Source organism: Mesorhizobium sp. CAU 1741 (assembly GCF_039839275.1).
Classification (GTDB): domain Bacteria; phylum Pseudomonadota; class Alphaproteobacteria; order Rhizobiales; family Rhizobiaceae; genus Aerobium.
Genome location: NZ_JBDOQP010000004.1, coordinates 229,438 through 255,365, shown reverse-complemented (window position 1 = coordinate 255,365; position 25,928 = coordinate 229,438). Strand labels below are relative to the sequence as shown.

The 25,928-nt window shown below is 63.1% G+C and carries 26 protein-coding genes; 20 read left to right on the top strand and 6 right to left on the bottom strand.

The window, feature by feature from the left end; translation table 11 throughout:
- Positions 1-23 precede the first annotated feature (23 nt).
- Positions 24-1,058 (top strand): succinylglutamate desuccinylase/aspartoacylase family protein, encoded by a 1,035-nt coding sequence (locus AAFN84_RS17675; protein ID WP_347515954.1) that lies wholly within the window; start codon positions 24-26, stop codon positions 1,056-1,058.
- Between the two features lie 31 nt (positions 1,059-1,089).
- On the opposite strand, the gene AAFN84_RS17670 is transcribed toward AAFN84_RS17675, so the two are convergent.
- On the bottom strand, positions 1,090-1,866 hold the full coding sequence (locus AAFN84_RS17670; RefSeq protein WP_347515953.1) for an IclR family transcriptional regulator: 777 nt from the start codon (positions 1,864-1,866) through the stop codon (positions 1,090-1,092).
- A gap of 161 nt (positions 1,867-2,027) precedes the next feature.
- On the opposite strand from AAFN84_RS17670, the gene AAFN84_RS17665 reads away from it, so the two are divergent.
- The 8 genes from AAFN84_RS17665 to AAFN84_RS17630 are packed head-to-tail and all read left to right on the top strand — an operon-like array spanning position 2,028 to position 10,089.
- Positions 2,028-3,044, top strand: coding sequence for a pyridoxal-phosphate dependent enzyme (locus tag AAFN84_RS17665; RefSeq protein ID WP_347515952.1), 1,017 nt, complete (start codon positions 2,028-2,030; stop codon positions 3,042-3,044).
- A gap of 55 nt (positions 3,045-3,099) precedes the next feature.
- Positions 3,100-4,704, top strand: a complete 1,605-nt coding sequence (locus tag AAFN84_RS17660; RefSeq protein ID WP_347515951.1) for an ABC transporter substrate-binding protein — start codon at positions 3,100-3,102, stop codon at positions 4,702-4,704.
- Between the two features lie 9 nt (positions 4,705-4,713).
- Positions 4,714-5,634: an ABC transporter permease gene (locus AAFN84_RS17655; RefSeq protein ID WP_347515950.1), complete on the top strand. Its 921-nt coding sequence runs from the start codon at positions 4,714-4,716 to the stop codon at positions 5,632-5,634.
- Positions 5,627-6,478: an ABC transporter permease gene (locus tag AAFN84_RS17650; protein WP_347515949.1), complete on the top strand. Its 852-nt coding sequence runs from the start codon at positions 5,627-5,629 to the stop codon at positions 6,476-6,478. The genes AAFN84_RS17655 and AAFN84_RS17650 overlap by 8 nt, the downstream gene beginning before the upstream one ends.
- A 7-nt stretch (positions 6,479-6,485) precedes the next feature.
- A complete protein-coding gene (locus tag AAFN84_RS17645) occupies positions 6,486-7,610 on the top strand; it encodes an amidohydrolase family protein (RefSeq protein ID WP_347515948.1) in 1,125 nt (374 codons plus the stop codon).
- Positions 7,607-8,599, top strand: a complete 993-nt coding sequence (locus tag AAFN84_RS17640; RefSeq protein ID WP_347515947.1) for an ABC transporter ATP-binding protein — start codon at positions 7,607-7,609, stop codon at positions 8,597-8,599. Before AAFN84_RS17645 ends, AAFN84_RS17640 begins: the two co-directional genes overlap by 4 nt.
- Positions 8,596-9,561: a dipeptide ABC transporter ATP-binding protein gene (locus tag AAFN84_RS17635; protein ID WP_347515946.1), complete on the top strand. Its 966-nt coding sequence runs from the start codon at positions 8,596-8,598 to the stop codon at positions 9,559-9,561. Before AAFN84_RS17640 ends, AAFN84_RS17635 begins: the two co-directional genes overlap by 4 nt.
- A 33-nt stretch (positions 9,562-9,594) precedes the next feature.
- Positions 9,595-10,089: a RidA family protein gene (locus AAFN84_RS17630; protein WP_347515945.1), complete on the top strand. Its 495-nt coding sequence runs from the start codon at positions 9,595-9,597 to the stop codon at positions 10,087-10,089.
- Between the two features lie 102 nt (positions 10,090-10,191).
- Here AAFN84_RS17630 and AAFN84_RS17625 read toward each other — a convergent pair whose 3' ends face one another.
- Positions 10,192-10,938, bottom strand: a complete 747-nt coding sequence (locus AAFN84_RS17625) for an IclR family transcriptional regulator (RefSeq protein WP_347515944.1) — start codon at positions 10,936-10,938, stop codon at positions 10,192-10,194.
- A 121-nt stretch (positions 10,939-11,059) separates the two neighbouring features.
- Here AAFN84_RS17625 and AAFN84_RS17620 point away from each other — a divergent pair, with 121 nt between their 5' ends.
- The 11 genes from AAFN84_RS17620 to AAFN84_RS17570 all read left to right on the top strand — a co-directional run bounded on the left by AAFN84_RS17620 (position 11,060) and on the right by AAFN84_RS17570 (position 22,465).
- Positions 11,060-12,232 (top strand): acyl-CoA dehydrogenase family protein, encoded by a 1,173-nt coding sequence (locus tag AAFN84_RS17620; protein ID WP_347515943.1) that lies wholly within the window; start codon positions 11,060-11,062, stop codon positions 12,230-12,232.
- Positions 12,233-13,006: an enoyl-CoA hydratase-related protein gene (locus AAFN84_RS17615; protein ID WP_347515942.1), complete on the top strand. Its 774-nt coding sequence runs from the start codon at positions 12,233-12,235 to the stop codon at positions 13,004-13,006.
- Complete coding sequence (locus AAFN84_RS17610) at positions 13,003-14,133, top strand: thiolase family protein (RefSeq protein ID WP_347515941.1); 1,131 nt, start codon at positions 13,003-13,005, stop codon at positions 14,131-14,133. The genes AAFN84_RS17615 and AAFN84_RS17610 overlap by 4 nt, the downstream gene beginning before the upstream one ends.
- Positions 14,130-14,549, top strand: coding sequence for an OB-fold domain-containing protein (locus AAFN84_RS17605; protein ID WP_347515940.1), 420 nt, complete (start codon positions 14,130-14,132; stop codon positions 14,547-14,549). The genes AAFN84_RS17610 and AAFN84_RS17605 overlap by 4 nt, the downstream gene beginning before the upstream one ends.
- Before the next feature lie 2 nt (positions 14,550-14,551).
- The gene (locus AAFN84_RS17600) at positions 14,552-15,664 is read left to right on the top strand and encodes a CoA transferase (RefSeq protein ID WP_347516219.1); all 1,113 of its coding nucleotides are present in this window, start codon (positions 14,552-14,554) and stop codon (positions 15,662-15,664) included.
- Complete coding sequence (locus AAFN84_RS17595; RefSeq protein WP_347515939.1) at positions 15,664-16,548, top strand: alpha/beta hydrolase; 885 nt, start codon at positions 15,664-15,666, stop codon at positions 16,546-16,548. Before AAFN84_RS17600 ends, AAFN84_RS17595 begins: the two co-directional genes overlap by 1 nt.
- A 19-nt stretch (positions 16,549-16,567) precedes the next feature.
- A complete protein-coding gene (locus AAFN84_RS17590; protein ID WP_347515938.1) occupies positions 16,568-17,551 on the top strand; it encodes a tripartite tricarboxylate transporter substrate binding protein in 984 nt (327 codons plus the stop codon).
- A gap of 81 nt (positions 17,552-17,632) precedes the next feature.
- Entirely contained in the window at positions 17,633-18,097 is a 465-nt protein-coding gene (locus tag AAFN84_RS17585; protein WP_347515937.1) for a tripartite tricarboxylate transporter TctB family protein, read from the top strand.
- A 17-nt stretch (positions 18,098-18,114) separates the two neighbouring features.
- Positions 18,115-19,620 (top strand): tripartite tricarboxylate transporter permease, encoded by a 1,506-nt coding sequence (locus tag AAFN84_RS17580; RefSeq protein ID WP_347515936.1) that lies wholly within the window; start codon positions 18,115-18,117, stop codon positions 19,618-19,620.
- Positions 19,617-21,305: a thiamine pyrophosphate-binding protein gene (locus AAFN84_RS17575; protein WP_347515935.1), complete on the top strand. Its 1,689-nt coding sequence runs from the start codon at positions 19,617-19,619 to the stop codon at positions 21,303-21,305. Before AAFN84_RS17580 ends, AAFN84_RS17575 begins: the two co-directional genes overlap by 4 nt.
- A 365-nt stretch (positions 21,306-21,670) precedes the next feature.
- Positions 21,671-22,465 carry an ABC transporter ATP-binding protein gene (locus AAFN84_RS17570; protein WP_347515934.1) on the top strand — a complete coding sequence of 265 codons (795 nt, stop codon included), beginning with the start codon at positions 21,671-21,673 and terminating at the stop codon, positions 22,463-22,465.
- Between the two features lie 16 nt (positions 22,466-22,481).
- Here the strand turns inward: AAFN84_RS17570 and AAFN84_RS17565 are convergent, their stop codons facing one another.
- The 4 genes from AAFN84_RS17565 to AAFN84_RS17550 form a co-directional block, all read right to left on the bottom strand.
- The gene (locus AAFN84_RS17565) at positions 22,482-23,231 is read right to left on the bottom strand and encodes an SDR family NAD(P)-dependent oxidoreductase (RefSeq protein WP_347515933.1); all 750 of its coding nucleotides are present in this window, start codon (positions 23,229-23,231) and stop codon (positions 22,482-22,484) included.
- Positions 23,232-23,233: 2 nt separating this feature from the next.
- A complete protein-coding gene (locus AAFN84_RS17560; RefSeq protein WP_347515932.1) occupies positions 23,234-24,004 on the bottom strand; it encodes an ABC transporter permease in 771 nt (256 codons plus the stop codon).
- Positions 24,001-24,639: an ABC transporter permease gene (locus AAFN84_RS17555; RefSeq protein WP_347515931.1), complete on the bottom strand. Its 639-nt coding sequence runs from the start codon at positions 24,637-24,639 to the stop codon at positions 24,001-24,003. Before AAFN84_RS17555 ends, AAFN84_RS17560 begins: the two co-directional genes overlap by 4 nt.
- Positions 24,640-24,885: 246 nt before the next feature.
- Positions 24,886-25,884, bottom strand: coding sequence for an ABC transporter substrate-binding protein (locus AAFN84_RS17550; protein ID WP_347515930.1), 999 nt, complete (start codon positions 25,882-25,884; stop codon positions 24,886-24,888).
- Positions 25,885-25,928: the final 44 nt, after the last annotated feature.

Genomic DNA, 25,928 nt, shown 5'->3' with positions numbered 1-25,928 from the left:
GACGGCGCTTGTGGAGAAGCCCGATGTCATTATCGACTGCATGGACGGACGTGGACCTGGGTGGCCGAGGCCGACAGGTCGGGCTGATCCAGGTGGAGCATTCGGTGCATCGTTCCGCCTACGGAACGATTCCCGTCCCGCTTGCGGTCTTTGCCAACGGGGAGGGGCCGACGCTTCTCCTCATGGCAGGCTCGCATGGCGATGAGTATGAGGGCCAGGTCGCGCTGAGCCGCCTGATCCACAATCTCGACTGCAATCGAATCCAGGGGCGAGTGCTGGTTCTGCCGGCCGCCAATCTACCAGCGGTGGCGGCGGGATCGCGTACGTCGCCGCTCGACGGCGGAAACCTCAACCGCTCGTTCGGCGACGGCTACACGTCGACGCCGACGGGACAGATCGCCGCCTTCATCGCCGAGGAACTGCTTGTCCATTGCGACGTCATGCTGGACCTTCATTCAGGCGGCAGCTCGCTGGACCATCTCCCATGCTCCTATGCGGACCTGTCGACGCAAAAGGGCATGGCGCAAAGGACGTTCGCCGCACTCGAGGCGATGAACGCACCGCTGACCTGGGCACAGGCTGGCTGCCCGAACGGTCCTGTCGCTGGCCGGGCGGCGCTTCGCAGCGACGTGATGCACCTTTCCGGCGAATTCGGCGGCAGCGGTCGGCTCGATCACCACTCGCTCGAGGTGGCCGAGCGCTGCATCTATCGCCTCCTCGACCATCTGGGCATCATGGAGATGGACGAGCGCTGGCGTCCCACAATACCGTCCCGTCACGTCTTCAACACGCAGGACCACTTCGTATACTCACCTCGCGACGGCGTCTTCGAACCGATCGTCAGCCTTGGTGCGACGGTGAATAGAGGCCAGGTGGCCGGCTACCTTCACCGGCCCGAACATCCGCTTGAACCGCCGCTGGAACTGCGTTTCACCGGCACCGGTCTCGTTGCTGTCATCCGCAGCATGGGGCGAACGCAGCCCGGTGACTGCCTGTTCCAACTGCTGGAAGAGACTGGACGCGATGACATCCTCGCGATGATCGCGCGGATGGAATAGCCGAGCTGCGCAGAGATAAACTCCTTCGATCCTATCGCGCCGACAATCGGCTGCTGCTGTCGAGCAGCGTCTCGCGCAGCGCGGCCGTCTGCTCGTCGGACAGATCGATCGGCAGGACCAGGCAGATCGTCGCCTCGACATTGCCTTCCGCACCGTAGATGGGTGCTGCGAGGCACTGGGTCACGGCGTCAACCAGCCCCTTGGTGAGGCAGAAACCGTCTCGGCGGGCATGGTCGATGGCGTCGATGAACTCATCGATGTCGATACGACGCCCGTCGGGCAGCACGAGATCCTCCTCTGCGATCAAGGCTTCGATCTGCGCGCGGTCGTGCCCTGCCAAAAGCAGCCGGCCCGACGCGGTCCAGGGGATCGGTATCTGCAGCCCGACGGCGGAACTGATGCGGAAGGGCCGGTTTCCCGGTCGCATGTGCATGATGGTGTAGCGGCCGCTTTGCAGCATGCAGAACTCACTGGTTTCGCCCGTCTCCTTGGCGAGCCGGTCCACTTCCATCCGGGCGCGTTTCGCCAGCGAGTTCTCGCGAATATAGTTCAGCCCGTAAAGATACATGCGCTTGCCGAAAAAGATGCGGCCGTCGTCCGGCGATATTTCGAGGAGCCCGGCCTGCGTCAAGTCGTTGACCAGGGTGTAGGTCGATGAGCGGGGTGCGTTGAGGGCCTTGGCCAGCGCCCCGATGCGGATGCCCTCCCCATGGCCATGCAGAAATTCGAGAATCTGCAGGATTCGATCGACGCTACGCTCTCGGCGCTGGGGGGCTTCGGCGTCGGTTGCGGGCAAAATCAGGCTCATATGCGTCTTTCTCTTGCGTATCTCGGCAGGATCGATATTCTGTCCTTAACACAAGACGACTGTCCTGTATACTGGACAATTTGACGTGCAGCGTTATGACCGGTTTGCCGCTAGCGGCCGACCTCGCCGGGCTTCTGTCCGGGGAGTGGAGAGAGTTTGACATGAGCGATGCAGGGAAGATGAGCCATCAGGAAATCCGCGAGCGGATTGCCACGTTGCCTCGTCTTGACATTGCGCTCAAGAACACGCCGCTGGAGGAAGCCCGCAACCTCAGCCGCATGCTCGGCGGGCCACGAATTTTCGTCAAGCGCGATGATCTGACGGGCGTGGCGCTCGGCGGCAACAAGCTGCGCAATCTCGAATTTCGTCTGGCGCATGCGATGAAGGACGATCCGGACACGGTGATCGTCGGGCTGGACCTTCAGTCCAACTCTGCGCGCCAGACGGTCGGCGCGTGCAACAAGCTCGGCCTGCGCACGATCCTCGTGCTCGAAGGCCAAAAGCCCAACAATGTTCAGGGCAACCTGCTCGTCGACTACCTGCTGGGTGCGGACGTTCATTTCGCCGCCAATTCGCGTGCACAGCGGGCCATGCTGGACTCGCTCGCCGAGGATGTTCGCGCCAGCGGGGGTCGCCCGCACATCCTCAACGACAACCCGATGTTCGACGTGGCATCCGCCGTCGCCTATCTCGAGGTGACGCTCGAGGTGGTCGAGCAGCTCGATGAGCGCGGCCTGCGGCCCGGCTACTTTTATATGTCGTCGAGCGGCAAGGGCTCGGCCGGCATCCTGCTGGCGCAGAAGCTGCTCGGCGACACCTTTGCGATGCACGCCGTGTGCGCCACGGACGAGTTTCACCTTCCATCGCGCACAGCGTCGATCGCCAACCAGACCAGCGCCGCGCTCGATCTCGGGATCACAGTTTCCGAGGACGAGGTGATCAACACTGAAGCCTTCGTCGGCAATGGTTACGGCGTACCCAGCGAGGCCGGAGACGAGGCGGTGAGGCTATTCGCCCGCACCGAAGGCATCATCCTCGACCCGATCTATACCGGGAAGGCCGCGGCGGGGCTGATCGCCGACATTCGTGCGGGACGGTTCTCGCAAGAGGACGTGGTGGTGTTCGTGCATACGGGAGGCACGCCGGCAATCTTCACGTGGAATGAACTTTGGCTCTGACGTCGCGGGCAACCATCGTGCCTTCTGGCGTTCAACAATGAAGGGGAGTATCGACATGAGACGCAGGCAATTTCTGACGAGCGCGGCGGGAGCCGCGATGCTTTCGACCCTGCCGGCCGGCGCGATCCGCGCGTTCGCGCAGGACGCATCCGGCACCATCACATTCGGCCAAAGCACTGCGGTGCTGACGCTCGATCCCGCGCACGGTGCATTCACCGGGTATCCGGGCGGCTACGAGGCGGCACTTCTGATCTTCGACCGGCTGCTCGACTTTGACGCCGACATGGCGATCGTGCCGCAGCTTGCTGAATCCTTCTCGATGAGCGAGGACCTGCAATCATGCGAACTCAAGCTGCGTTCGGGGGTCACGTTCCACGACGGTACCGCCTGCGATGCCGCGGCGATCAAGTTCAACATCGAGCGGATGATGGACAAGGAGATCAACACGACCAACCGCCCGCTCTGGGATCCGATCGCCGGTGCCGACATCGTCGATGACACGACGCTGGTGATCCGCACGTCGGCGCCTTTCGCTCAGTTGCCCAACACGCTTGCGCATGGTTCTGGCGCCATCGTGTCACCGGCGGCGATCGAGGAATTCGGCGAGGACGGCTTCGCCCAGAATCCGGTCGGCGCTGGGCCGTACATGGTCGAGGGCTTCAATGCCGGGCAGGAACTGACCCTGACGGCCTATGACGGCTATTGGGGTGACAAGCCGGGAGCGTCCTCAATCGTCTTCCGCTTCATCGCCGAGCCCGCGACGCGTATCAATGCGCTGACCACCGGCGCGGTGGACGTGATCGATTCCGTTCCGGTGCAGCTCGTAGGCCAGCTCTCCGGCAATGGCGAGGTCGAGGTAGTGCGCAAGCCTGGCCTGCGTCCAATCGGACTGGCACTCAACCTCACCCGTCCGGCGTTGTCAGACGTCAATGTGCGCAAGGCCCTGAACCTGGCAGTGCCGGTAGCGACCATCGCGGAACGCGTCTTCTTCGGTTTTGCACAGGCACCCGATTCACCCCTCGCATTCGATGCGATCGGGCATGCGAGCGTTGGAGAAACCGTGTTTGACCAGGAAGCAGCGAAGAAGTTGCTGGCGGATGCCGGATATGCAGCCGGTTCGGATGGGACCCTCGCCAAGGATGGCGAGCCGCTCACCCTGTCGCTTTTCGCTCCGGATGGCCTGTTCCCCGGTGACGTGGCGGTGGCCGAGATCGTCGCGGCCTCGCTGACGCAGGTGGGTGTCGACGTGCAGATCACGAAGATCGAAAAGGGTGCCTATTGGGATCATCTGCGGCAGGACAAGGCCAACCTTGCCTGGGACATGGCGATGTTCGGCTTCAATCCCTCGAATGCCTCCGGCACCTACCATCTCGCTTCGCTGTTCAAGTCGAACGCAGACGATGAGGGCAAGCCGGACGTCTGGAACATCGGCCGCTATCGCAATGCCGAGGTCGATCAACTCTTGAAGAAGGCCGACAGCGAGCCTGCCGAAGAGGCTCGGCTCGAAGCGCTGCGTGAAGCACAGGCGATCATCTGGGAAGAAGCGCCCTATCTTTGGCTGCAAATCAACGAGAACGTCTCGGCCGTGCGCAAGCCGGTCTCGGGCGTAACCGTGATGCCGATCGTCTTCACCAATCTCCGTGACGCGGCCAAGGGCTGAAACAGACTGATGTTCGGGTTCCTGGCCAGGCGCTTCGCGACCATACCTTTCGTCGTGCTCGGCGTCGTCACGATCCTGTTCATCATCTTCAAGTCGGTACCCGGCGACGAGGCGACCTTCGTTGCCGGGGCCACCGCCACGCAGGCGGAGATCGAAGCAGTGCGCGTACAGCTCGGCCTGGACCGGCCGCTGATCGAGCAATATCTGCGGCATGTCTCGGGCCTCGCGGTCGGCGACTTCGGCTATTCGACGACGTTCAGGGGTAACCCGTTGCCCCACATTCTAAACCGGCTGCCAGCAACGCTGGCGCTGGCGGCGGCGGCAATAGGGCTCACGATCCTGATCGGCATACCGGCCGGGGTCGTGGCCGCCGCCTATCGCAATCGCCTCCCGGACTACGTCATCTCGCTGTCGGTCGTCGGCTTGCTGGCGGTGCCGAATTTCTGGCTCGGCATGCTGCTGATCGCCTGGCTTTCGGTCGATCTTGGCCTGCTGCCGAGCTTTGGCGCCAGTGGGCCGGCCTCGCTGGTCATACCGACACTTGCACTTGCCGCGAGGCTCATCGCGCTGGTGGCGCGCATGACACGCGGCGTTGTCATCGAGGAACTGCGCAAGGACTACGTGCGGACCGCGCGGGCCAAGGGTCTCTCGCAAGGCCTGGCGTTACGCCGTCACGTGCTGCGCAACGTCATGATCCCGACCGTCACGGTGATCGGCCTTCAGGCCGGCTACCTGCTGGGAGGCTCGGTCGTGATCGAACGGCTCTGTGCCTGGCCCGGCATCGGGGACCTTCTGCTCACGGCGGTCTCCGTGCGTGACTACACGCTCGTGCAGGGGATCGTGCTGATCTTCGTGGTGTCCTTCCTTGTCATCAACATCGCGGTCGAGGTCATCTACCGCTTCGTCAATCCGAGGCTGCGCTATGCGTGAAGCAGCCGTCACACGCCGCAGGCGCCGGGCGGGGCGTCGCATCAACCTGTTCCTCTGGCTGGGTGGCATCCTGCTCACCGCCTTCGCAGTGCTTGCAGTCTTCGGCGCCTACATCGCTCCCTACGACCCGAACGCGCAGGATCTGTTCGCCATGCTGGAGCCGCCTTCGGCGGCGCACCTGCTTGGCGCCGACAATGTCGGTCGCGACATTCTTTCACGCATCATCGTGGGTGCGCGGTTCACGCTGTCGATTGCGCTTGCTTCGGTGTTCTTCGCAGGTATCGGCGGGATCGCGCTGGGCGCCATTGCCGGCTATTTCGGCGGCTGGATAGACCGTATCCTCACCGGGGTGATCGACCTGCTCCTCACGGTGCCGAACATCGTGCTTGCGATCGCGATCGCTTCCGTGGCCGGGGCGAGTGCGACGGGGCTGACGATCGCCATCACCGCGAGCTTCATTCCTCCACTCGCGCGCCTCGTGCGCGGGCGCGTGATAGAACTCGTCCAGGAGGATTTCATCGCCGCAGCCATAACGGTCGGCATGGGCCATACCCGTATCCTGCTTCGTCACATCCTGCCCAACGCGGCGACCGTCATCATCATCGAACTCAGCCTGAACGCCGGGCAGGCGGTGCTGATTGGTTCGGCGCTCGGCTTCCTGGGACTCGGCGTGCAACCACCGGCTCCCGAATGGGGGACGATGCTGGGCGCCAGCCGCGAGTATCTGACGGTCGCGCCACATCTCGTGATCGCGCCAGGCGTCGCGATCTCGCTTCTGGTGCTCGCCTTCAACGCTTTCGGCGACGGGCTACGCGACGTCTTCGACCCCGCTTCCAACAGCTAGGCATCACATGGACTACGGCATCATCGACTGTCATGCGCATATCTTCCCGCCTGCAGCGACGGCTGCGGGATTTGCCGATGTGGAGACGCACCGGCTGCACCAGCAGCGTGCCATGCACATGCACGGCAACCAGCCCTACCGGCGAAAGCGCGACGGCGCAGTTGTGACGGAGCGCATGCTGTGGGACCCGGTCGATCCGTCGCCGGCCGGCCGCATCGATGCCCGATTCGGCGCGGGACGCTTCGGTCGGTTCGAGTGGACCAGCGGCGGCGAAGACTACTACGTGCAGTTCCTGCCGCCGTGGATGGACGACCTGTCGATGCCGGCCGATCGTCTCGTTGCGTTCATGGACAATGCCGGCGTTCAGACGGCCATCCTCCAGAACGATCACATCTACGGAAACCTCGCGGAAGACTTCTCCAACGCGTCGCGCGCGCATCCGGGCCGCTTCATTGGCCTGGCACAGGTGGAGGAGGCGTTCGCCTACACCGACGAGGAACTCGAACGGCTGAATGATGAGATCGGCCGGCTCGGCATGGCCGGCTTCTACTTCACCACCACCGGGATGTTCCGCAGCGGCTACCAGCCGATGCATTCGGAGCCGGCCTACGATCCGTACTGGAAATTCGTCGAGGAGAGCGGGCTCCCGGTGTTCTGGGTCCAGTCGGGGAGCTCGCCGGTAGGCACCTACGAAGACGAGATGCACCACCTAGCGCGGATCGTGGACCGTTTTCCAAGGATCCGCCATCTTCTGGTGCACGGCATACCCACGTCTCTCTATGCCGATGAAAACCAGCGGCTGTCCCTGCCACCGATCATCGAGACCCTGCTCGCCGAGGCGCCGGTCTCGGCCGAGATCCTCTATCCCATCGCTTGGGGCGGCAGGCAGGACTACCCCTATCCGCGCGCGCATATGCACATTCGCCAGTTGCTCGACAGGTTCGGTGCGTCGCGCTTCCTGTGGGGGTCCGATGCACCCAATGTGGATCGCTACTGCACCTACGCGCAGTCGCTCACCTATTTCACACACTACAGCGACTACCTGTCGGACAGCGACCGGCGTGCAATCTTGCGCGACAATGCCGTTGCCTTGCTGCCGGCACTGTCGGAAACGGATGATGCGGGCACATGAAAGCGCTGCTCTCCATCGAAGGGCTGACGGTGGAACTCGCGACGCGCGAACGCACCTTCGAGGCCGTCAGCGACCTGAATTTCCGTGTGTCGCGCAACGAGGTGCTGGCGCTGGTGGGCGAGTCCGGTTCCGGCAAGAGCATGACGGCGATGGCGATCATGAGGCTGCTGCCCGAACCGGTGGCGGAGATTACCGCCGGCCGGATCATGTTCGACGGGATCGATCTCGCCAGCGCGGGCGAGGCGGAGCTGCGCAAGGTCAGGGGCAATCGCATCGGCTTGATCTTTCAGGAGCCGATGACCTCACTCAACCCGTCGATCCGCGTCGGCCCTCAGGTGGCCGAAGTCCTGCGGCTGCATCAGGGGCTCAATGCCGCCTCCGCGCGCAATCGGGTCGAAGAACTCTTTGAGCGGGTTCGCATCCCCGACCCCAAGCGGCGGTTTGACGACTATCCGCACCAGATGTCCGGTGGCATGCGCCAGCGTGTCGTCATAGCCCTGGCGCTTGCGTGCGACCCCGACGTGCTGATCGCCGACGAGCCGACGACGGCGCTGGATGTCACCACGCAGGCCCAGATCCTGGAAACCTTTCGCGACCTCCAGGCCTCGGTTGGCGCGGCCACGATCCTGATCACCCATGATCTGGCGGTTGTCGCCGAGACGGCGGACCGTGTCGCGGTGATGTATGCCGGCCGCATCGTTGAGGAGACCACGACAGAGCAATTGTTTGCCGCGCCGCGCCACCCCTATACACACGGCCTGCTTGGATCGATCCCGCATCTGTCTGAAGAGGCAGTGCCCGGCGCACGCGGACGCCTGCCGGAGATTGCCGGCACGGTACCCGCGCTCTGGGCGCTGCCGCCTGGCTGTGCCTTTGCGCCACGTTGCCCGCGTGCCGGGCAGAAGTGCACGTCCCAGCGGCCACCGCTGGAGAACGTCGCGCCTGGCCACATGGCTGCATGCTGGTATCCGCTGGGGGCGCCGCAATGACCCTGCTTCTGGACGTGCGCAACATCTCGAAACGGTTCATCGTGCCGCGAGGCATGGGCGGCGGAAGTGCGGCGGTTCACGCGGTGGATGGCGTCTCCCTGTCGATCGCACATGGCGAGACTCTGGGCCTCGTGGGTGAATCCGGTTGCGGCAAGTCGACCGTCGGCAAGATGATCGTGCGGCTGCTCGAGCCCGACGACGGAGAGGTGCTGCTGGAAGGCGAAGACATCACCCACGCCTCGCATGGCGCGATGCGCCCGATGCGGCGCAAGGTACAGATGATCTTCCAGGATCCCAATGGATCGCTGGACCCGCGCCAGCGCGCCGGCGATATCGTCGAAGAGCCGCTGATCGTTCATGGCGTTGGCAACAAGACCGAACGCAAGGCGAGGGTTGCCCAGCTCTTCAAGCGCGTCGGCCTGCGTCCCGACCAGATGACCAACGTGCCTTCGAAATTCTCCGGTGGGCAACGTCAGAGGTTGGCGATCGCCCGTGCCCTCGCGCTCAACCCGTCGCTGATCGTTGCCGACGAGCCGGTGTCGGCGCTCGACGTGTCGATCCAGGCGCAGGTGGTCAACCTCATGGCCGATATCCAGAAGGAGTTCGGCCTCGCCTATCTGTTCGTGGCACACGATCTCGGCGTCGTGCAGCACATCAGCGACCGGGTGGCGGTGATGTATCTCGGGGGCATCGTTGAGATCGGCGATACGACCGCCGTCTACCGGCAGCCCAGCCATCCCTATACGCGCACGTTGATGGAAGCGGTGCCCCGGCCCGATCCGGCGCGCCGGCACGCCAGGGTCAGGGTACCGCGCGGCGAAGTGCCGAGCCCGCTCAACCCGCCCACCGGCTGCGCGTTTCATCCCAGATGCCCGATAGCCACGAACGTCTGCAGCGTGGAACGGCCTCTGTTGCGCCGCGTCGCCTCGGGCGCCGAGGCAGCGTGCCATCATGCCGAGTGAAGCGCGCGGAAAGTATCGTGAATGGAGTACAGCATGACCATCGCAGACCACGACGCGCCGGAGACGGACGCACCGGCGGACCGTCTCTCAAGGCTGGGTATCGTCGTGCCGCCGCCGCCGCCGCCAATCGCGAATTTCCTGACTCACGTCCTGGAGGGCGACCTCCTGTTTCTGTCCGGCCAGGGACCGCGAGAAAGCGATGGCCATCTACATATTGGAAAGGTTGGTCTCGATGTCTCGGTGGAAGACGCTTACGCCCATGCGCGGCTGACCGGGATCAACCTTCTTGCGGTCATGCAGGCGTCTCTCGGCGATCTTCGCCGGGTCAAGCGGATCGTCAAGCTCTTCGGGATGGTCAACGCGACGCCGGACTTTGCCGATCACCCATTGGTCATCAACGGCTGTTCCGATCTCTTCATCGAGGTGTTCGGCCAACGTGGCCACCACGCCCGCTCGGCGGTGGGAATGGGGTCACTCCCGGGAAACATAACCGTCGAGATCGAGGTAATTGTCGCGATCGAGCGATAGAGAAACGAGCAGAAGCGTAGACTGCCCGCAACGTCTACCTAAGCGGCCGGGGTGGGGTCATTCGATGCGGCGTGTGAAACCGTTCCGTGCCCGCCTCGACCGTTAGGGGATGTCGTCCCCAACCAGATCGGCGATTTGCAGTGCGCAGTTTCGTATCGTGACGATGCATTTCGCCACGACCTCGTCGGTTAGTCGCTCGGCGGGGCCGGCGATCCCAATCGAGCCCATGGGGGCGGAGCCGGGACGCAGGATCGGCACCGCTATGCTGGTGGCGCCCTGGTTCCATCCGCTAAGCGTGCAGGCGTAGCCTTGTGACCGCACCTCGGCAAGCGCATCCAGAATTGCATCCGGATCGCACGGTCGAACATGTCGGCTCGCCTCGGCACAGACTCGAACCCGCTGTTCCGCGTCTGGCAGATGAGCCAGCAAAGCCAGACCGGAGGCGGGGAATATGGCCGGAATACGCTGTCCGATGCGGATGCTCTTCACCAGAGGGTAGAGGGCGTCGATCTTCTCCAGATAAAGCACGTCAGTGCCGTCGGCGACCGCCAGGTAGACCGTCTCGTGCGTTTCCTGATGGAGCATCCGCAGGAACGGCAGCGAGGCGCGTCTTAGAAAGTTGCGCGAGATCACATTGGCCCCGACTTCCCATGTCCGGAGCGTGGCCGAGTAGCGCCGCAAGTCCTCATGGCGCTGGGCGTAGCCTGTCTCGACCAGGGTCGCGAGCGTGCGGTGGATATTGCTTTTCGGCAGGTCAAGCCGCTGGCTGAGTGCGGTAACGCTTTGCGGGCGGTCTGAATCCGCCAACGCTTCCAAGACCTTAAGACCTTTTATGAGGGTGGCATCCATTGGACCTCCCGACCAGTTTTCATGGCTTGACCATAGTGAAGTGCAACGATATCCTAAATATCGGTATCATGTTCTACATAATAGAACAAGTAGGAAAGTCATCTTACATGAGTTTTCGCAAATGAGTCACTTCGGGGCGTACGGCTTGTCGGATGAGCATCGCATGCTGCGCGATACCGTCCAGCGGTTCATGGCCAGCGAGGTGCGCCCGGTCGAAGACCGGCTGGAGCATGACGCGACCCGCCTGGGCGCGGCCGAGCTTGCCGAGTTGCAGCGCAAGGCGAAGGCGCTGGGACTGTGGATGATCAATACACCGGCCGAACATGGCGGTGCCGGGCTCGACCTGGTCCAGAGGGCGATCATCTCTGAAGAAGCAGCCCAGTGCCGCATGGGTGCCTATGTGCCGGCCTGCGGCGCGTTCGGGGTCGACCCGCCGAGCATCATCTTCAAGGGCACCCCCGACCAGATCCAGCGCTACGGTGTCCCCGCCGTAGAGGGAAACGCACGCGGGTTTGTGGCGATTAGCGAGGCGTCGGGCGGCTCGGACCCAGCACGGGCCATCGAGTGCCGCGCGGTGCGCAAGGGCGACCGCTATGTCGTCAATGGCGCGAAGCTCTGGATAACGAACGCAAAGAACTGCGACTGGGGCATCGTCTATGTGCGCACCGGCGAGAAGGGCGAGCGCGACGCCATCACGTGCCTGATCGTCGACATACCGTCAAAGGGGCTTTCCTTCCGCGAAATTCCGGTGATCCGACGCTACTCGCCCTACGAGGTGATCTTCGAGGACGTGGAAATCCCCGTCGAGAACCGCATCGGCGAAGAGGGCGGCGGCTTCCGCCTGGCCGATCGGTTCCTCGTCAGCCAGCGCATACCTTACGCCGCGATCTCGGTGGGCACGGCGCAGGCTGCCCAGAACCTCGTCATTCCCTGGGCGAACGAGCGCAAGACGTTTGGATCGGTGCTGGCCGACAAGCAGGCGATTCAGTGGATGATCGTCGACAATGAACTCGACATCCGTTCGGCCCGCAACTTCGTCTTCGACGCCGCTGCGCGCGGCGATGCGGGCGAGGATTTCAAGACCGAAGCTTCAATCGCCAAACTGGTTGCAACGGAGGCGGCTGGCAGGGTCGTGGACCGATGCATGCAGATCTTCGGCGGGCTGGGCGTCTCGCTCGAGATGCCGCTGGAGCGCTGGTATCGTGAAAGCCGCATTCGGCGGATCGGCGAAGGTCCCTCCGAAGTGCAACGCATGGTGATCGCGCGCAGCCTCCTGGGCAGAAGGAGCCACTGAATGTCGATCGACCTGACAATCGAGGACAGTGTCGCGACCGTCACGATCAATCGCCCAGAGCGAATGAACGCAATGGACAGCGAGCACTATGCGGCGCTGTCGGACGTCTGGCAGCGTGTGCGAGACGATGACGGGATCCGTGTCGCTATCGTTACCGGCGCCGGGGGCAAGGCGTTCACTGTCGGGGCGGATCTCAAGTCCCGCTTTTCCGGCGGGGAGCCGCTGTCTGACCTGTGGCTGACGCAAAAGGGGCAGCTCCTCAATCGGGGACTGGAGGTCTGGAAGCCGGTCATCTCGGCCATTGGCGGCTACTGCCTGGGCGGCGGCATGACGCTCATGCTGGCAACCGACATTCGCGTTGCCGACGAAACGTCGACCTTCAGCGTTGCCGAGGTAAAACGCGGGCTGATCCCAGCCAATGGCGGGACGCAGAGGCTCATTAGCCAATTGCCGCACGCGATCGCCATGGAAATGCTTCTTACCGGCGACGCGATTTCGGTCGAGACGGCCGAGCGCTGGGGGCTGATCAACAAGATCGTTCCGGCCGGCACTGCCCTCGATGCGGCCAAGGAATATGCCGTCAGAATTGCGGCGAACGCGCCGCTGGCGCTCCAGGCGGCAAAAGAACTGGCGTTGCGCAGCCGCGATCTCGACCTCGCGACCGGCTTGCGGCTCGAACAGGTCGTCGCGCGTATCCTGCGGTCCTCCGAGGATGCCAAGGAAGGTCCGCGGGCATTCGCCGAAAAGCGGCAGCCCAGGTTTACCGGGCGATGAGCGGGCGCACCGTCATAGCCGGGATCGGCGAGACACCGTTCGGCGCCTTGCCCGACCGCTCGACGATCTCCCTCAACATCGAGGCGATACGTGGCGCGCTGGCCGATGCCGGCATCGAAAAGGACGCGGTCGATGCCCTGTTCGTTAAGGGGCCGACATCCAGCAGCGAGAAAATGTACGCCCATAAGCTGGCCGAGGCGATGGCGCTGCAGCCTGCAGTCTGTGGCACATGGGACGCGGCAGGCGCAGGCAATGTCGCCATGATCCGCATGGCGGATCTCGCGATTCGGAACGGTGATTGCGAGATCGCGGTCGTCACCTTTGCTGACAACCCACGCTCGGGCAGCCGCGCGAGCTATGAGCGCGAGCGCGGCGGAGGCGGCATATTCGGTTGGTACGGCGTACCCCCTGCCTACGCAATGCTGGCTCGCCGTCACATGGGCGACTACGGCACCCGCGCCGAAGATCTGGGTGCCATTGCCGTCGCCTGCAGGCGGCATGGCGCGGCAAATCCTGCGGCTCAGCTCAGAAAGCCGCTGACACTGGACGAATACATGGCATCGGAGTTCGTGGTGAGTCCGTTCCGCCGCCACGACTGCGCATTGATCAGCGACGGAGCCGCGGCGGTCGTTCTGATGAGCGAGGGCCGAGCCAGGGCGGCGGGGGTGCATAACGCGGTGCCCATCCTCGGCCTCGGGCAGAGCCACAGCGCATGGGACGTCAGTCTGCGGCCGGATCTTTCGACGAGTTCTGCAGTGGCGTCCGGTCAGCAGGCTTTCCGTATGGCCGGCTTGACCGCCGACGATATCGACGTGGCGCAGATCTATGACTGCTTCACCATCACCGCGCTCATCACGCTCGAGGATTACGGATTCTGCGGGAAGGGCCAAGGCGGCAGCTTCGTGCGCGATGGCGCGATCGAGATCGGGGGGAGACTGCCAATGAACACCGCAGGCGGGTTGCTGTCGGAGACCGGAATGCCGGGAATGCAGTTGGTGCTCGAGGGCGTGCGCCAGATGCGTGGAGATGCGGTGTCGCAGGTTCCAGGCGCTCGCACATGCATCGTCAGCAACCAGGGCGGGATCATGCAGTCGCACGCCACGATGATACTTGGACAGGCATCATGACGGCGGTTGCTCCACTGCCGCCGGCTCCTGTCGACGAGTTGTCGCGCCCCTTTTGGGAGGCGGTGGAAAAGGGCCACCTCGTCTTCCAGTGCTGTCGTGCTTGCGCGAACGCGTGGCTCCCTGCTCGCAGCGAATGTCCGGCATGTCTGTCGGCCGATACGGACTGGCGGCCGGCTTCGGGAAACGCGCGGCTCGTAAGCTGGGTCGTCTACCACCGTGCGTTCAACGCCAGCTTCGCCGACCGCTTGCCCTACACGGTTGCCATCGCGGAGCTGGAGGAAGGTCCGCGGATGATCACCAACATCGTCGGCGTGGATGATCCCGAGCATCTCAGCGTCGATCAGCCGCTGACCTTGAAGATCGAGCGGGACGGTGGCGTCGCGGTGCCTCGTTTCGTCCCTCGGAACGGAGTTTGACAGTGCTTCTTGCCGGACTGAAAATCGTAGAATTCTCACAGGTGATCGCAGGGCCGTTCGGGGGCGTCATCCTCAGCGACCTTGGCGCAGAGGTCGTCAAGATCGAGAAGCCGGACGGCGGCGATGACGGCCGGACCACGGGTCCAGCTTACCTGCACGGTGACTCCATGACGTTCCTCGAACTCAACCGTGGCAAGAAGTCGATGGCGCTCGATCTGAAGAGCCAGGATGGCATTGCGGTTCTGAACAGACTGCTCGCGGAGTCGGATGTGTTCATCCACAACCAGCGCCCCGACGTCGTCAGGTCGCTCGGGTTCGATGGGGAAACCCTGCTCAAGCAGTTCCCCCGCCTGGTGTACTGCCAGATTTCCGCATTCGGCCACAAAGGCCCCATGGAACTGGCGCCCGGCTACGAGTCGATCGTGCAGTCCTACAGTGGACTGGCCAGCATCAACGGCTTTCCGGACCGGCCGCCGGTTCGCGTCGGATCCTCGATCTGCGACTTGGGCACCGGTATGTGGGCGGCCATCGGTATCCTGGCGGCACTTCGCCAGCGCGATCGTACGGGCAAGGGCATGATCGTGAACGCCTCGCTGCTGGAAACCGCGCTGTCGTGGTCGGCCTCGGCGATAAACAACTACGTCAACACCGGCGCCGAGCCTGTGCGGCAGGGCAGCGCCTACACCAACATGGTTCCATACCAGACCTTCGAGGCAAGTGATGGAAGCCTGGTCGTGTGTGCCGGCAACGACCGCCTCTTCGCCAAGCTGGCAAAGGTGCTCGGGCATCCGGAATGGGCTCAAGATCCGCGCTACGCGAAGAACCGCGACCGTCTCAAGAATCGGACCGAGGTGGTGTGCCTGATCCAGGAAATACTGGACCGCGGCACCGTTGCGGCCTGGCTGGAAAAGCTGCGCGACGCGGCGGTGCCGTGCGCGCCGGTGCAGTCGATCCCGGAAGTCGTGAATGACCAGCAGGTCGAAGCCCTGAACATCCTGCAGAGCTTCGAGGGCGAGGATCTTACGCTGGTCGGGCTGCCGCTGTCCTTTGACGGCAAGAGGCCCGGCTTCACCCATATCGCGCCACGGCTCGGTGCCGACAATGGGACGATATGATGGATAGTCCAATTGGCAAGGTTCCTCAGCCTGAGATCGCCGACAAAGGCGCGCTCGTGACGATCCGCCGCCAACTGGTGGACACCGATTTCGGGCAGATACACGTTCGTATCTGCGGCCACGGGCCCGCGATCGTGATGGCGCATATCAACCAACAGTCGTCCGACCTCTATGCCGAGCTGATGCGCGAGCTGGCGCCCGACTTCACGTCGATCGCGGTGGACTACCCCAGCCACGGCATGTCTGACCATATCCCTTTTCAGCCGACCATCGGCGACTACGCCGAATGCATCGTGCAGGTGCTGGACCGTCTCGGCATCACCAAGGCAGTGGCGCTCGGCGAGGCGACTGGTGCGGCGGTAGCCACCGAACTTGGAGGCAGCCATGCTGAGCACATCCCTGCTGTGATCCTGCTGAACTGCCCGTTCTACAAGAACCGGAAGCAGGCGGACACCACCCATGCACCCCTCAAGCAGACGTTCCGCCCAAGCGACGCGAGCGGGTTTCCGCTGACGCGCACGCTGGACTTTATGCTGGAGACGGACCCGGCGCATGCGCCGCTTCATCCCACTCAGGACTGGATGGACCGCATAAATCTGGCGCAGATCCAGTGCGGTCGGCACCGCTGGCAAGCCCTGGATGCGCTCAACGCCTATGATGTGGGCGAGGGACTGAAGCGTATCGAGGGTCCGGTGCTCCTGCTGATGGGCGAGCACTTCCACTATGCCGGCATCATCCACGAATACCGAGAACGTATACGCCGGTTGGATGCCATCGAGATCATCCCTGACGGACGCTTCTGTCTGGGGTGGGAGAAGGCGAATGATGTGGCCGCCCTGGTTAGCACCTTCCTGCGGCCGCATCGGAGCCTCGTGACAATGTAAATTCGAACGGGAGGAAAAAATGAAAACAGTCAGCAGACGTGGATTTCTCGCGGCAACCGGCGCAGCCGGCCTCGCCATAACGACGAACGTGTCTTGGAGCGATACCTTTCCCTCCAAGCCGATCACCCTTGTCGTGCCATACCCGGCAGGCGGTGGCAGCGACGCAATCGGGCGCCTTGTCGCCGATGCAATCTCGGCGGGCCTTTCGCAGACCACCGTGGTCGAGAACCGTGGCGGTGCCGCAGGCTCGATCGGCGCTGGCGAAGTCGCGCGCTCCGCACCGGATGGCTATACGATCCTGGTCGGCGGAAGCGCGCCGCTGGCCGCCAACAAGGCGATCCAGGCAGGCCTTGCCTATGACCCACAGACGGATTTCTCGCCGATCTCGCTGATTGCCGAGACGCCCCTGGTCATGCTGGGCGGCAAGGACGTTCCGATGAACTCGGTGCAGGATGTCATCGAGTATGCGAAGGAGAATCCGGGCAGCCTGGCTATCGGCAATGCCGGCCTGGGGGCGAAAGGTCACATCGCCGCGGCACTGTTTGCGCAGGCTGCGGGTATCGAAGTCACCTATGCGCCCTACCGCGGTTCAGCGCCGCTTCTGGCGGACCTGCTTGGAGGGCACATCATGCTCGCCATCGACACCTCCGGCACATATGTGCCGCATGTAAAGGAAGGCAGCCTCAAGGCGCTCGGCATCACGGCGTCCCAACGACTGGCATCGCTGCCGGACGTGCCGACCATCGCAGAACAGGGGCTCGAAGGGTTCCAGGCCACGCTGTGGTACGGCTGCGTCGGGCCGGCGGGAATGCCCGAGGACGTCGCCCAGAAGATTTCCGATGCCATTGCCGCATGGGCGACGTCTCCCGAAGGGGAGGAAAAGCTTCTCCAACGGGACGTCAACCCGATCGGCGGATCTCCTGCCGACCTCGCCACGGCGATCGACAACGAGATCGAAGCCATTCAGTCGCTGGTAGATGCAGGCGTCGTTGCCAGGCAGTAGCACCGGTTCAGGGCGCGTGCGTCGCGACTGCACCCGCGCGCCCTGCATCAACGAACTGCGTGCAGAAGGAAGTCTATCGTGATGAAAGTCTCGCAGGATGCGGCGTCCGGGGCAGTCCTGACCGCCATCGGATCAATTTCGCTTTTCGTTGCATCCGGCTATTTCATCGGTACCGCGCGGAGCATGGGCCCAGGCTATGCCCCCGTGATGGTTTCCGGTCTTCTCGTGTTGGTCGGCATAGCCCTGCTGTTGAGGTCTCGCTTCGTTGCCGACGTCCCGGTGACGGGGCTCAGATTGCGCTCGACGGTGATGGTTCTGGCGAGCATCGTCGTCTTCGGCATGACGGTCGAGGGCCTTGGCAGCTTCCTCGCGGTGCTGCTTACACTCATGTGCTCGGCAGCGGGAAGCGCGCGGTTTCGCTTCACTCCTCTCCCCATCCTTGGTGCCATCGTGTTCTCGGCGGCATGCGCAGGGACATTCAGCGTTCTTCTCGGCCTGCCCATGCCGGTCATCGGGAGCTGGCTTCAGCCGCTTCTGTTCAATTAGCGGGTGGATAGAGGCAAATGGATACCATCAGCCATCTGGTGCTTGGATTCGAGGTCGCGACCTCGCTCACCAACCTGACCTACTGTTTCCTGGGCGTGTTGCTGGGTACAGCGGTCGGTGTGCTCCCGGGCCTCGGGCCGATCGCCACCATATCAATGCTGCTGCCCTTTACCTACGGGCTCGAGGCCGATACCGCCCTGATCATGCTGGCAGGAATTTTCTACGGCTCGCAATATGGCGGATCGACCACCGCCATCCTGGTGAATCTGCCGGGGGAGGCCTCCTCGATCGTGACCACGCTCGACGGTCACGCCATGGCCAAGCAGGGGCGGGCCGGTCAGGCGCTTGCAGCGGCGGCCGTCGGCAGTTTCTTTGCTGGAACCGTCGGCACGCTGTTCATCTCGCTTCTCGCCCCACCGCTCGCGGTCATGGCGCTGCAGTTCGGGCCGGCAGAATACTTCTCGCTGATACTTCTTGGTTTCGTAGCGTCCATCGTGCTCGCGAGCGGCTCGTTGCTGCGGGCGATCGGCATGATCCTGCTTGGCCTGCTGCTTGGCTTCGTCGGCGTCGATGTCAGCTCGGGTGCGGCACGCTTTACGTTCGGCAACATCAACCTGCTGGACGGCGTCAATTTCGTCGTTGTCGCGACCGGCGTGTTCGGAATCGGCGAAGTGCTGGCCAGTCTGGACAACGAGCTGGGGCGACCGGCCGCCATAGCCTCGGTGAAGAGCAAGTTCCTGACACGGGAGGACTGGCGCCGCATCTCCTGGCCGATCGTCCGCGGCACCGGACTGGGTGCGGTGCTGGGTGTGCTGCCCGGTGCCGGCGCGCTGCTCGCTTCCTTTTCATCCTATGCACTGGAGAAGAGGATATCGCCCAACGCCGACCAGTTCGGGCACGGCGCGATCGAGGGTGTCGCCGCGCCAGAGGCGGCCAACAATGCCTCGGCGCAGACCGCCTTCATTCCCACGCTCACGCTCGGACTTCCCGGCAGTGCGACTATGGCGTTGATGCTGGGCGCGCTGATCATTCAGGGCATACAGCCGGGGCCGAATATCATCAGCGAGCAGCCGGGGCTTTTCTGGGGTTTGATCGTGTCGATGTGGATCGGCAATCTCATGCTGCTTGTCCTCAATCTACCGTTGGTCGGCATGTGGGCGCGCATGATCACCATTCCCTACCAGTACCTCTTCCCCGTCATCTGCGTGTTCTGCGCAATCGGCGCATTCAGCCTTTCGAACAATACGTTCGACGTGTTGGCGATGGCGCTGTTCGGTTTTCTTGGATACGTCTTCCGCAAGCTCCACCTGGAGCCGGCGCCGATGCTCCTGGCGCTGATCCTCGGGCCGCTGATGGAAGAATACTTGCGAAGGGCCATGCTGTTGTCGCAAGGCGATCCGATGGTCTTCATCACCTCGCCGACCAGCCTCATCATCCTGGTCGCGGCAGCCGGGCTACTCGCTTCGGTGCTGTCATCCAGCTTCCGCAAAGTGCGTGAGGAAGCTCTGGTCGAGGAGGATTGACCCTGTCTGCATCCACGAAAGCCGAGACACAGACGCTCCCCGCCTATCGCAGGATAGCCGAGGCTTTTGGGGCCGAGGGCGTCGAGGCCTGCTTCGCGCTGCTCGGCGACGGCAACATGAATGTCTGTGCGGCGCTGGCGGAGCGTCCGGAGATGAGAATGATCTATGCGCGCCACGAACAGTGCGCGGTCGCCATGGCGATGGGCTACGCACGCGCATCGGGCCGGCTGGGTGTCGCATCGGTCACCTGCGGACCCGGTATCACGCAGATATCCACCGCATTGACGGTCGCGGCGCGCGCGCGGATCCCTTTGGTGGTCTTTGCGGGCGAAACGCCGGCAGAGGCGCCTTTCCACGCACAGTCGATCGACCAGGGGGCGTATGTGAGAGCATCGGGTGCGCGCTATATTTCTGCCGCCAGTCCCGCAAGACTGCTGAGCGATCTGCAGGACGCTTTCCTGACTGCCATGCGCGACCGCTGCCCCGTCGTCATCGGCGTTCCCTATGACCTGCAGAAGCGGCCGCTGCCTTCGGGCGCCAGCTACTCGCCGTCAGCCGGGCTTTTGCCGGAGGTCGGGCGCATGCACCCTGATCCGACCTTCGTCGGGCGCGCGGCAGAAATGGTTCGCAATGCAGATCGTATCATCGTGCTTGGCGGGCGCGGTGTGCTGTCCTCCGAGGCCATCAACGCCTGCATCAGGCTCGCGGATGCGTGTGGTGCTCTCATGGCGACCACGCTTCCGGCGCGCGGACTCTTTGACGCTAGCCCCTATTCTATCGGCATTGTCGGTGGATTTTCCTCTCGACTGGCGCGTGAGAAGTTCGCCGAGGCGGATCTGGTCATTCTGGTCGGCGCAAGTCTCGCTTCCCATGCGAGCATGGGCGGGCGGATGTTCAACCAGGCCAAGGTCATCCAGATAGACACCGAGCCTCTCGGCAAGAACCAGGGCGGCCGTGTCGCCGACCTCTACGTGCGGGCGGATGCACGCGCGGGTGCCGAGGTGCTGGAGAGCAGTGTCGTCGCCGCACGGCCCGCAGCAGACTGGCGCAGCGACGATGTCGTACGCCGCGCGGTCGAGGAAGCACCAGACGGCGAGCCAGCAACCCCTGCGGACGGCCTGGATCCGCGAGCCGTGGCGGCCGAACTGGAGCGCTCCATTCCTCTGGACTGGGAGCTTGTCAGCGGAGCCGGACACAGCAGCTTCTTCTATTCAAACCTGCGCGGCCGCGGACCGGGCAAATTCCACGCCATACGCGAGTTTGGCGTGATCGGAGACGGCATCTCATATGCGATCGGAGTGGCCACTGCGCGTGCAGGTGCGAAGATCGTGCTGACCGAAGGCGACGGCAGCCTCATGATGCACGCGCAGGAACTCGAGACGATCCGCAGGCACGGCCTGAACATCCTGATATGCGTGTTCAATGACGGCGGCTACGGGTCTGAACTGCACAAGATGCGGCATGAGGGGCTGGCGGAGGACGGCGCCTTCTTTGGACGCGGGGACATGGCCGCCATCGCTCGCGGTTTCGGCATCGAAGGCGAGACCGTCACCAGCATCTCCGACCTCGTCGCCGGTATCGGGCGCTTTCAGGCATCGGGCAAGGCGCTGCTGCTCGACATCCACATCTCCGACGAGATCCTATCTCCCAACATGCGGCAATTGACCGGCCGTCCTGGCGGCTGAAGGAAGTCGATGAAATGCGGCAGGCGCGCGCGCGTCTTCACCTTGGCCATGCCCACCGAAGAATCCTCGATTAGCGCTGGTGCGGGATTCGTCCCGGCCCTGGCCGATGCCGCAACTAACCGCTTCGCGCACGCAACAGCCATGGTTGCGTGCGGAAGCCCGGCGGGTTAGCCAACAGATACAGAAATAGCTTAATGGCTATATTTCCTGTAGCCATCCGACCAATTGCACCTCAGGCTTGCTGATTGCATTATCGAAGGCGAGCGCCGGGATGGAGATTGGCAGCTCAAGACGCCATTCGCCATTCTTGTTGATGGCTGGGGGCATGCGGAGGCGGGTGCTGCGCGCACCGGACAGGATGAGTTATGGCCCAGATTGACGTCAGCGACCTGACGATCGAATATAAACTGCCGAAGAGCGACGGGGTATTCAAGGCCGTCGATAGCGTCTCGCTTGCCGTGGAAAAGGGAGAATTCGTCACCATCGTCGGGTCGAGCGGGTGCGGCAAGAGCACACTGCTGCTTGCGATTGCGGGCTTGGTCAAGATTGCGGGTGGCCGAATATCAATCGAGGGCCGGGATGTCGATGGACCTGGACAGGATCGTTCCGTCGTCTTCCAGGAACCGTCACTAATGCCGTGGAGCACCGTGCTGGCCAATGTGCGGTTTGGGCTTCAGATGCGTCGCTGGAAGAAGGATGACATCACCGAACGAGCGATGCGCTTCATCAAGCTTGTCGGGCTGGAGCAGTTTTCGGACTACTATCCGCACCAACTCTCTGGGGGCATGCGCCAGCGGGTAAACATCGCGCGCGCGCTGGCGGTTGACCCGACAGTTCTGCTTATGGACGAACCATTCGGTGCTCTCGACGCCCAGACGCGTGAAATCATGGGAGAAGAGTTGCTGTTCATCTGGGAACGCGACCGCAAGACGGCGCTGTTCGTCACGCACGACATTGATGAGGCGATCCTGCTTGCCGACAAGGTGGTCGTCATGGGAAGAAATCCGGGTCACATCAAAGACGTCATGCAGATCGATCTGCCCCGTCCACGGAACGGCGAGATCGTCGACAGCCCGCAATTCGTCGAATATCGCAAGCGCCTGCGCCGGCATTTGCATGACGACATGGCGGCGATGCAACTCGTTCGCGAAGCGGTGTAAGGGGCGGCCCTTCGGCTCAGGAAAAGCTGAACCCGCCGTCGACAGCCAGCGACTGCCCGGTGATGAAGTCGCTGCCGTCTCCCGTCAGGAAAACAACGGCTTCGACGACGTCCTCAGTCTTTATGACACGCGGGATCGCCTGGGTGGCGCGCGCCCTGCGCTCCCTCTCCTCGGTCGTGATGTGGCGTGTCACTTCCGTCTCGATCGAACCGGGAAGGATCACGTTGACGGTGATGCCCGCGACGCCCAGCTCCCTGGCGAGCGCGCGTGTCATTCCCACCAGTGCTGCCTTGGTCGTTATGTAGTGGACATAGGGTCGACCCGGAGGCCGATGGATGGTCGAGGAAGATAGATTGACGATGCGGCCCCAGCCAGCCTCGACCATGAACCGCGATGCGGCGCGCGCGCAGTGGAACGCTCCCGTGACGTTGACGTCCATGGCCTTGCGCCAGTCGGCATCCGTGATCTCGCGCAGCGGCGTGGGCTTTAGCTGGGTCCAGCGTGCGCTGTTGACCAGAATGAGCGGTGGGCCCCAGCGGGTGGCAATGGCGTTCATCGCTGCGTCGACCGATGCGGACTCTACGACGTCGGTCTCATGGGCGCTGGCGCTGCCACCGGCGGTTCGGATTTCGGTCGCGACGCGCTCGGCCGCCGTCGCGTCGAGCTCAGCGATTGCGACGTGGTCGCCTCGTTGTGCAAGCCGCAGTGCTATGGCGCGGCCGATTCCCTGTCCGGCTCCGGTAACGACGGAGACGCGTGCGTTCATGGTCAGGATCCCGTTCTCCAGAAACTCGTGGCAGCTTCGAAGCGCGACAGGAGCTGGGTGAGGAGGACACCGAGGATCACAACCACCACGATGATTACCATCATCGGTGTCGTCTGGAGCTTCTGTCCATAGAAGCCGACCGCATATCCCAGGCCCTCCGTCGAACCGAACAGTTCCGCAACGACGACGCCGGTGAGGGCACGGCCGACGCCGAGCCTGAGCCCGGCCACGATCATCGGTATCGAGCCCGGTATGGCAACTCGCAGGAATATGTCGTGAGGGCGCGCTCCGAACGAGCGCGCTGCGCGCACGAGATTCGCGTCGACGTTTCGAATGGCCGAGACGGTGTTTGCGTAAATGGGCGTCAGCGCGAAAAGAAAGGCGATGGCGACGATCGTTGGCAACCCATAGCCAAGCCAGGCGATGAACAAGGGATAGAATGCGATCGTCGGGGCGGAATACTTGAACCAGATGAACGGATCCAGTGCGGATTCGACGTCGCGAAACCAGCCTGCCAGGAGACCGAGGCCGATCCCGACGCCTGCAGCAAGCCCGAATGAAAGGACGAGCGCATGGAGCGTTGCAACCGTATGTCTCAAGAGAATGCCGGAGTTTAACTGCGACGCCATTTCCGTTGCCACGAGAGTAGGCTTGGAAACGAAGAATGGATTGACGAGGCCGAGTTCGACCACGAGCTGCCAGACAACCACCAGGACGAGCAGTGATGCGACGCCCAGGACCAGATCCTGAAACTGTTCGTAGAGACGCATCATCGGACGGGCCTCCAACGCTGCAGGCGATCCTCGATCTTGCGCACTCCCTGGGTGAGGCTATAGCCGAATATGCTGACCGCCAGCACGTAAACCAGAAGATAGTCCACACGCATCGACTGGCCGTAAGTCGTGATCTGGTAGCCTATGCCGGCCTGTGACGCATACAACTCCGCAACCACGACGCCGAGCACCGCACGTCCGACCGCAAGTCGGATGCCAAGCAGGATAGCTGGAAGGGAACTGGGAAACAGTACACGTCGGAACACATCGAGCTGCGTGCCACCAAACGAGCGGCATAGCCTTATGAGTTGCCAGTCCGCTTCGCGCATGCCGGCCATGGTGTTCACGATGATCGGAAAGATGGCCCCGAGAAACACGATCGCCACCTTGGAGCCGACGCCTATGCCGAGCCAGACGATGATGATCGGCAGAAGCACGATATTCGGGGCGATGTAGAGCGCCATGAGAGGTGGATCGAGCAGTTGCCGCGCCAGACGCGACGTTCCGAGGAGAATTCCCAGAGGGATGGAGAATAGTATGGCGAGCACGAAGCCGAGCCCGAATTCCAGAAGACTGATGCGTGCGTGCATCCAGAATTCGGGGGAGGCGAGCACTATTGCTGCGGTCTTTACCACTTCGCTGGGTTGGCTCGTAAAACGGCCGTTTATCAGTCCAAGGACGGGAGCAAATTGCCAAGCAAGAAGGAACAGGACAACCGACGTCATCCCGATGATCATCGAGCGCCGGCCTCGATGTGACGGTTCGCTCCGCGCCGGGGCGGCCGTGTTCGTGTTCATGATGACCGGAGCCCTCCACCGTTGCGTCGCGCAGCGCCGCAGCGTTCAGCGCCCCGTCCTTGGACGGGGCGCGCTGTCGCCGTATTATTGAGCGTCCCGCCACTCGTCGATGGTGGAGACGAAGCGGTCATCCCAGAACCGCTCCAGCGGCCACGGCTCCGCCGCGTCGCCCACGGCAATAGCCATGTCGAAGAACGCCTTGAGCCCTTCTTCCGAGGCGAGCAGGCCGTCTTCGTTCCACCCGGTGATAAGATCGTCATAGGCCATTTGGGCATAGCGTTCATCGAGACCGACACGGTCGACCAGCGCCTTGATCGCCCGTTCCTTGTCTGACTTCGCCAACTTCATGCCACGGATCAGGCCCCTCAGCATCGCCTTTATCGTTTCAGGATGCCCGTCGATGTAGCTCTGCGCCGCATAGACGGACTGGATCGGGAAGTCCGGCATTGCATCGCGCTGGCTGGCGATGAGATTGTAGCCGCGCTCCTCGGCAAGGAAGTTGAACGGATAGGAGGTGATCGTGGCGTCGATCTGTCCCGTTTCCATGGCGGTCAGACGCTCGGGCGAGTTGCCGCCCTGGACGATTTGCACATCCGCGTCGGGATCGAGGCCGGCGTTGGTCAGCATGTAGCGGGTGAGAGCGTCCGTTGATGACCCGAACCTGGTTATGGCGAAACGCTTGCCCTTCGCATCCTCGACGGAGGCGATCGGCGGTACGGCATACCAGTAGAACGGTGTGTGGTTGAAACCGCCGAAGAATACCTTGAGATCTTGCCCTGCGGTTATGGCCGATAGAACGCTGGTCGGCGCAGCGATCGCAATGTTGACCGCCTCGGCGACCAGCGCGCGGGTGAGATCGGACCCGCCGCGAAACACCACGACCTCGACGTTCAGGCCCTCATCGCTGAAGTATCCTTCCTCCTCGGCGAGATAGAGCGGCAGGAAGGTACTGTCATTGATCGATATGCCGATCTTCACGTCGGTCGCTTCAAGCGCTGCGGCGCTGGATGCGCCCACGACCATTGTCGAAAACCCTGCGGCGGCCAGTGCAAGGGCCGCTCTCCTTGTCAGTTCTCTGAGCATTGTATTTCCTCCCGTTTTACAGATCGCCGACGCCCTTTACGTCT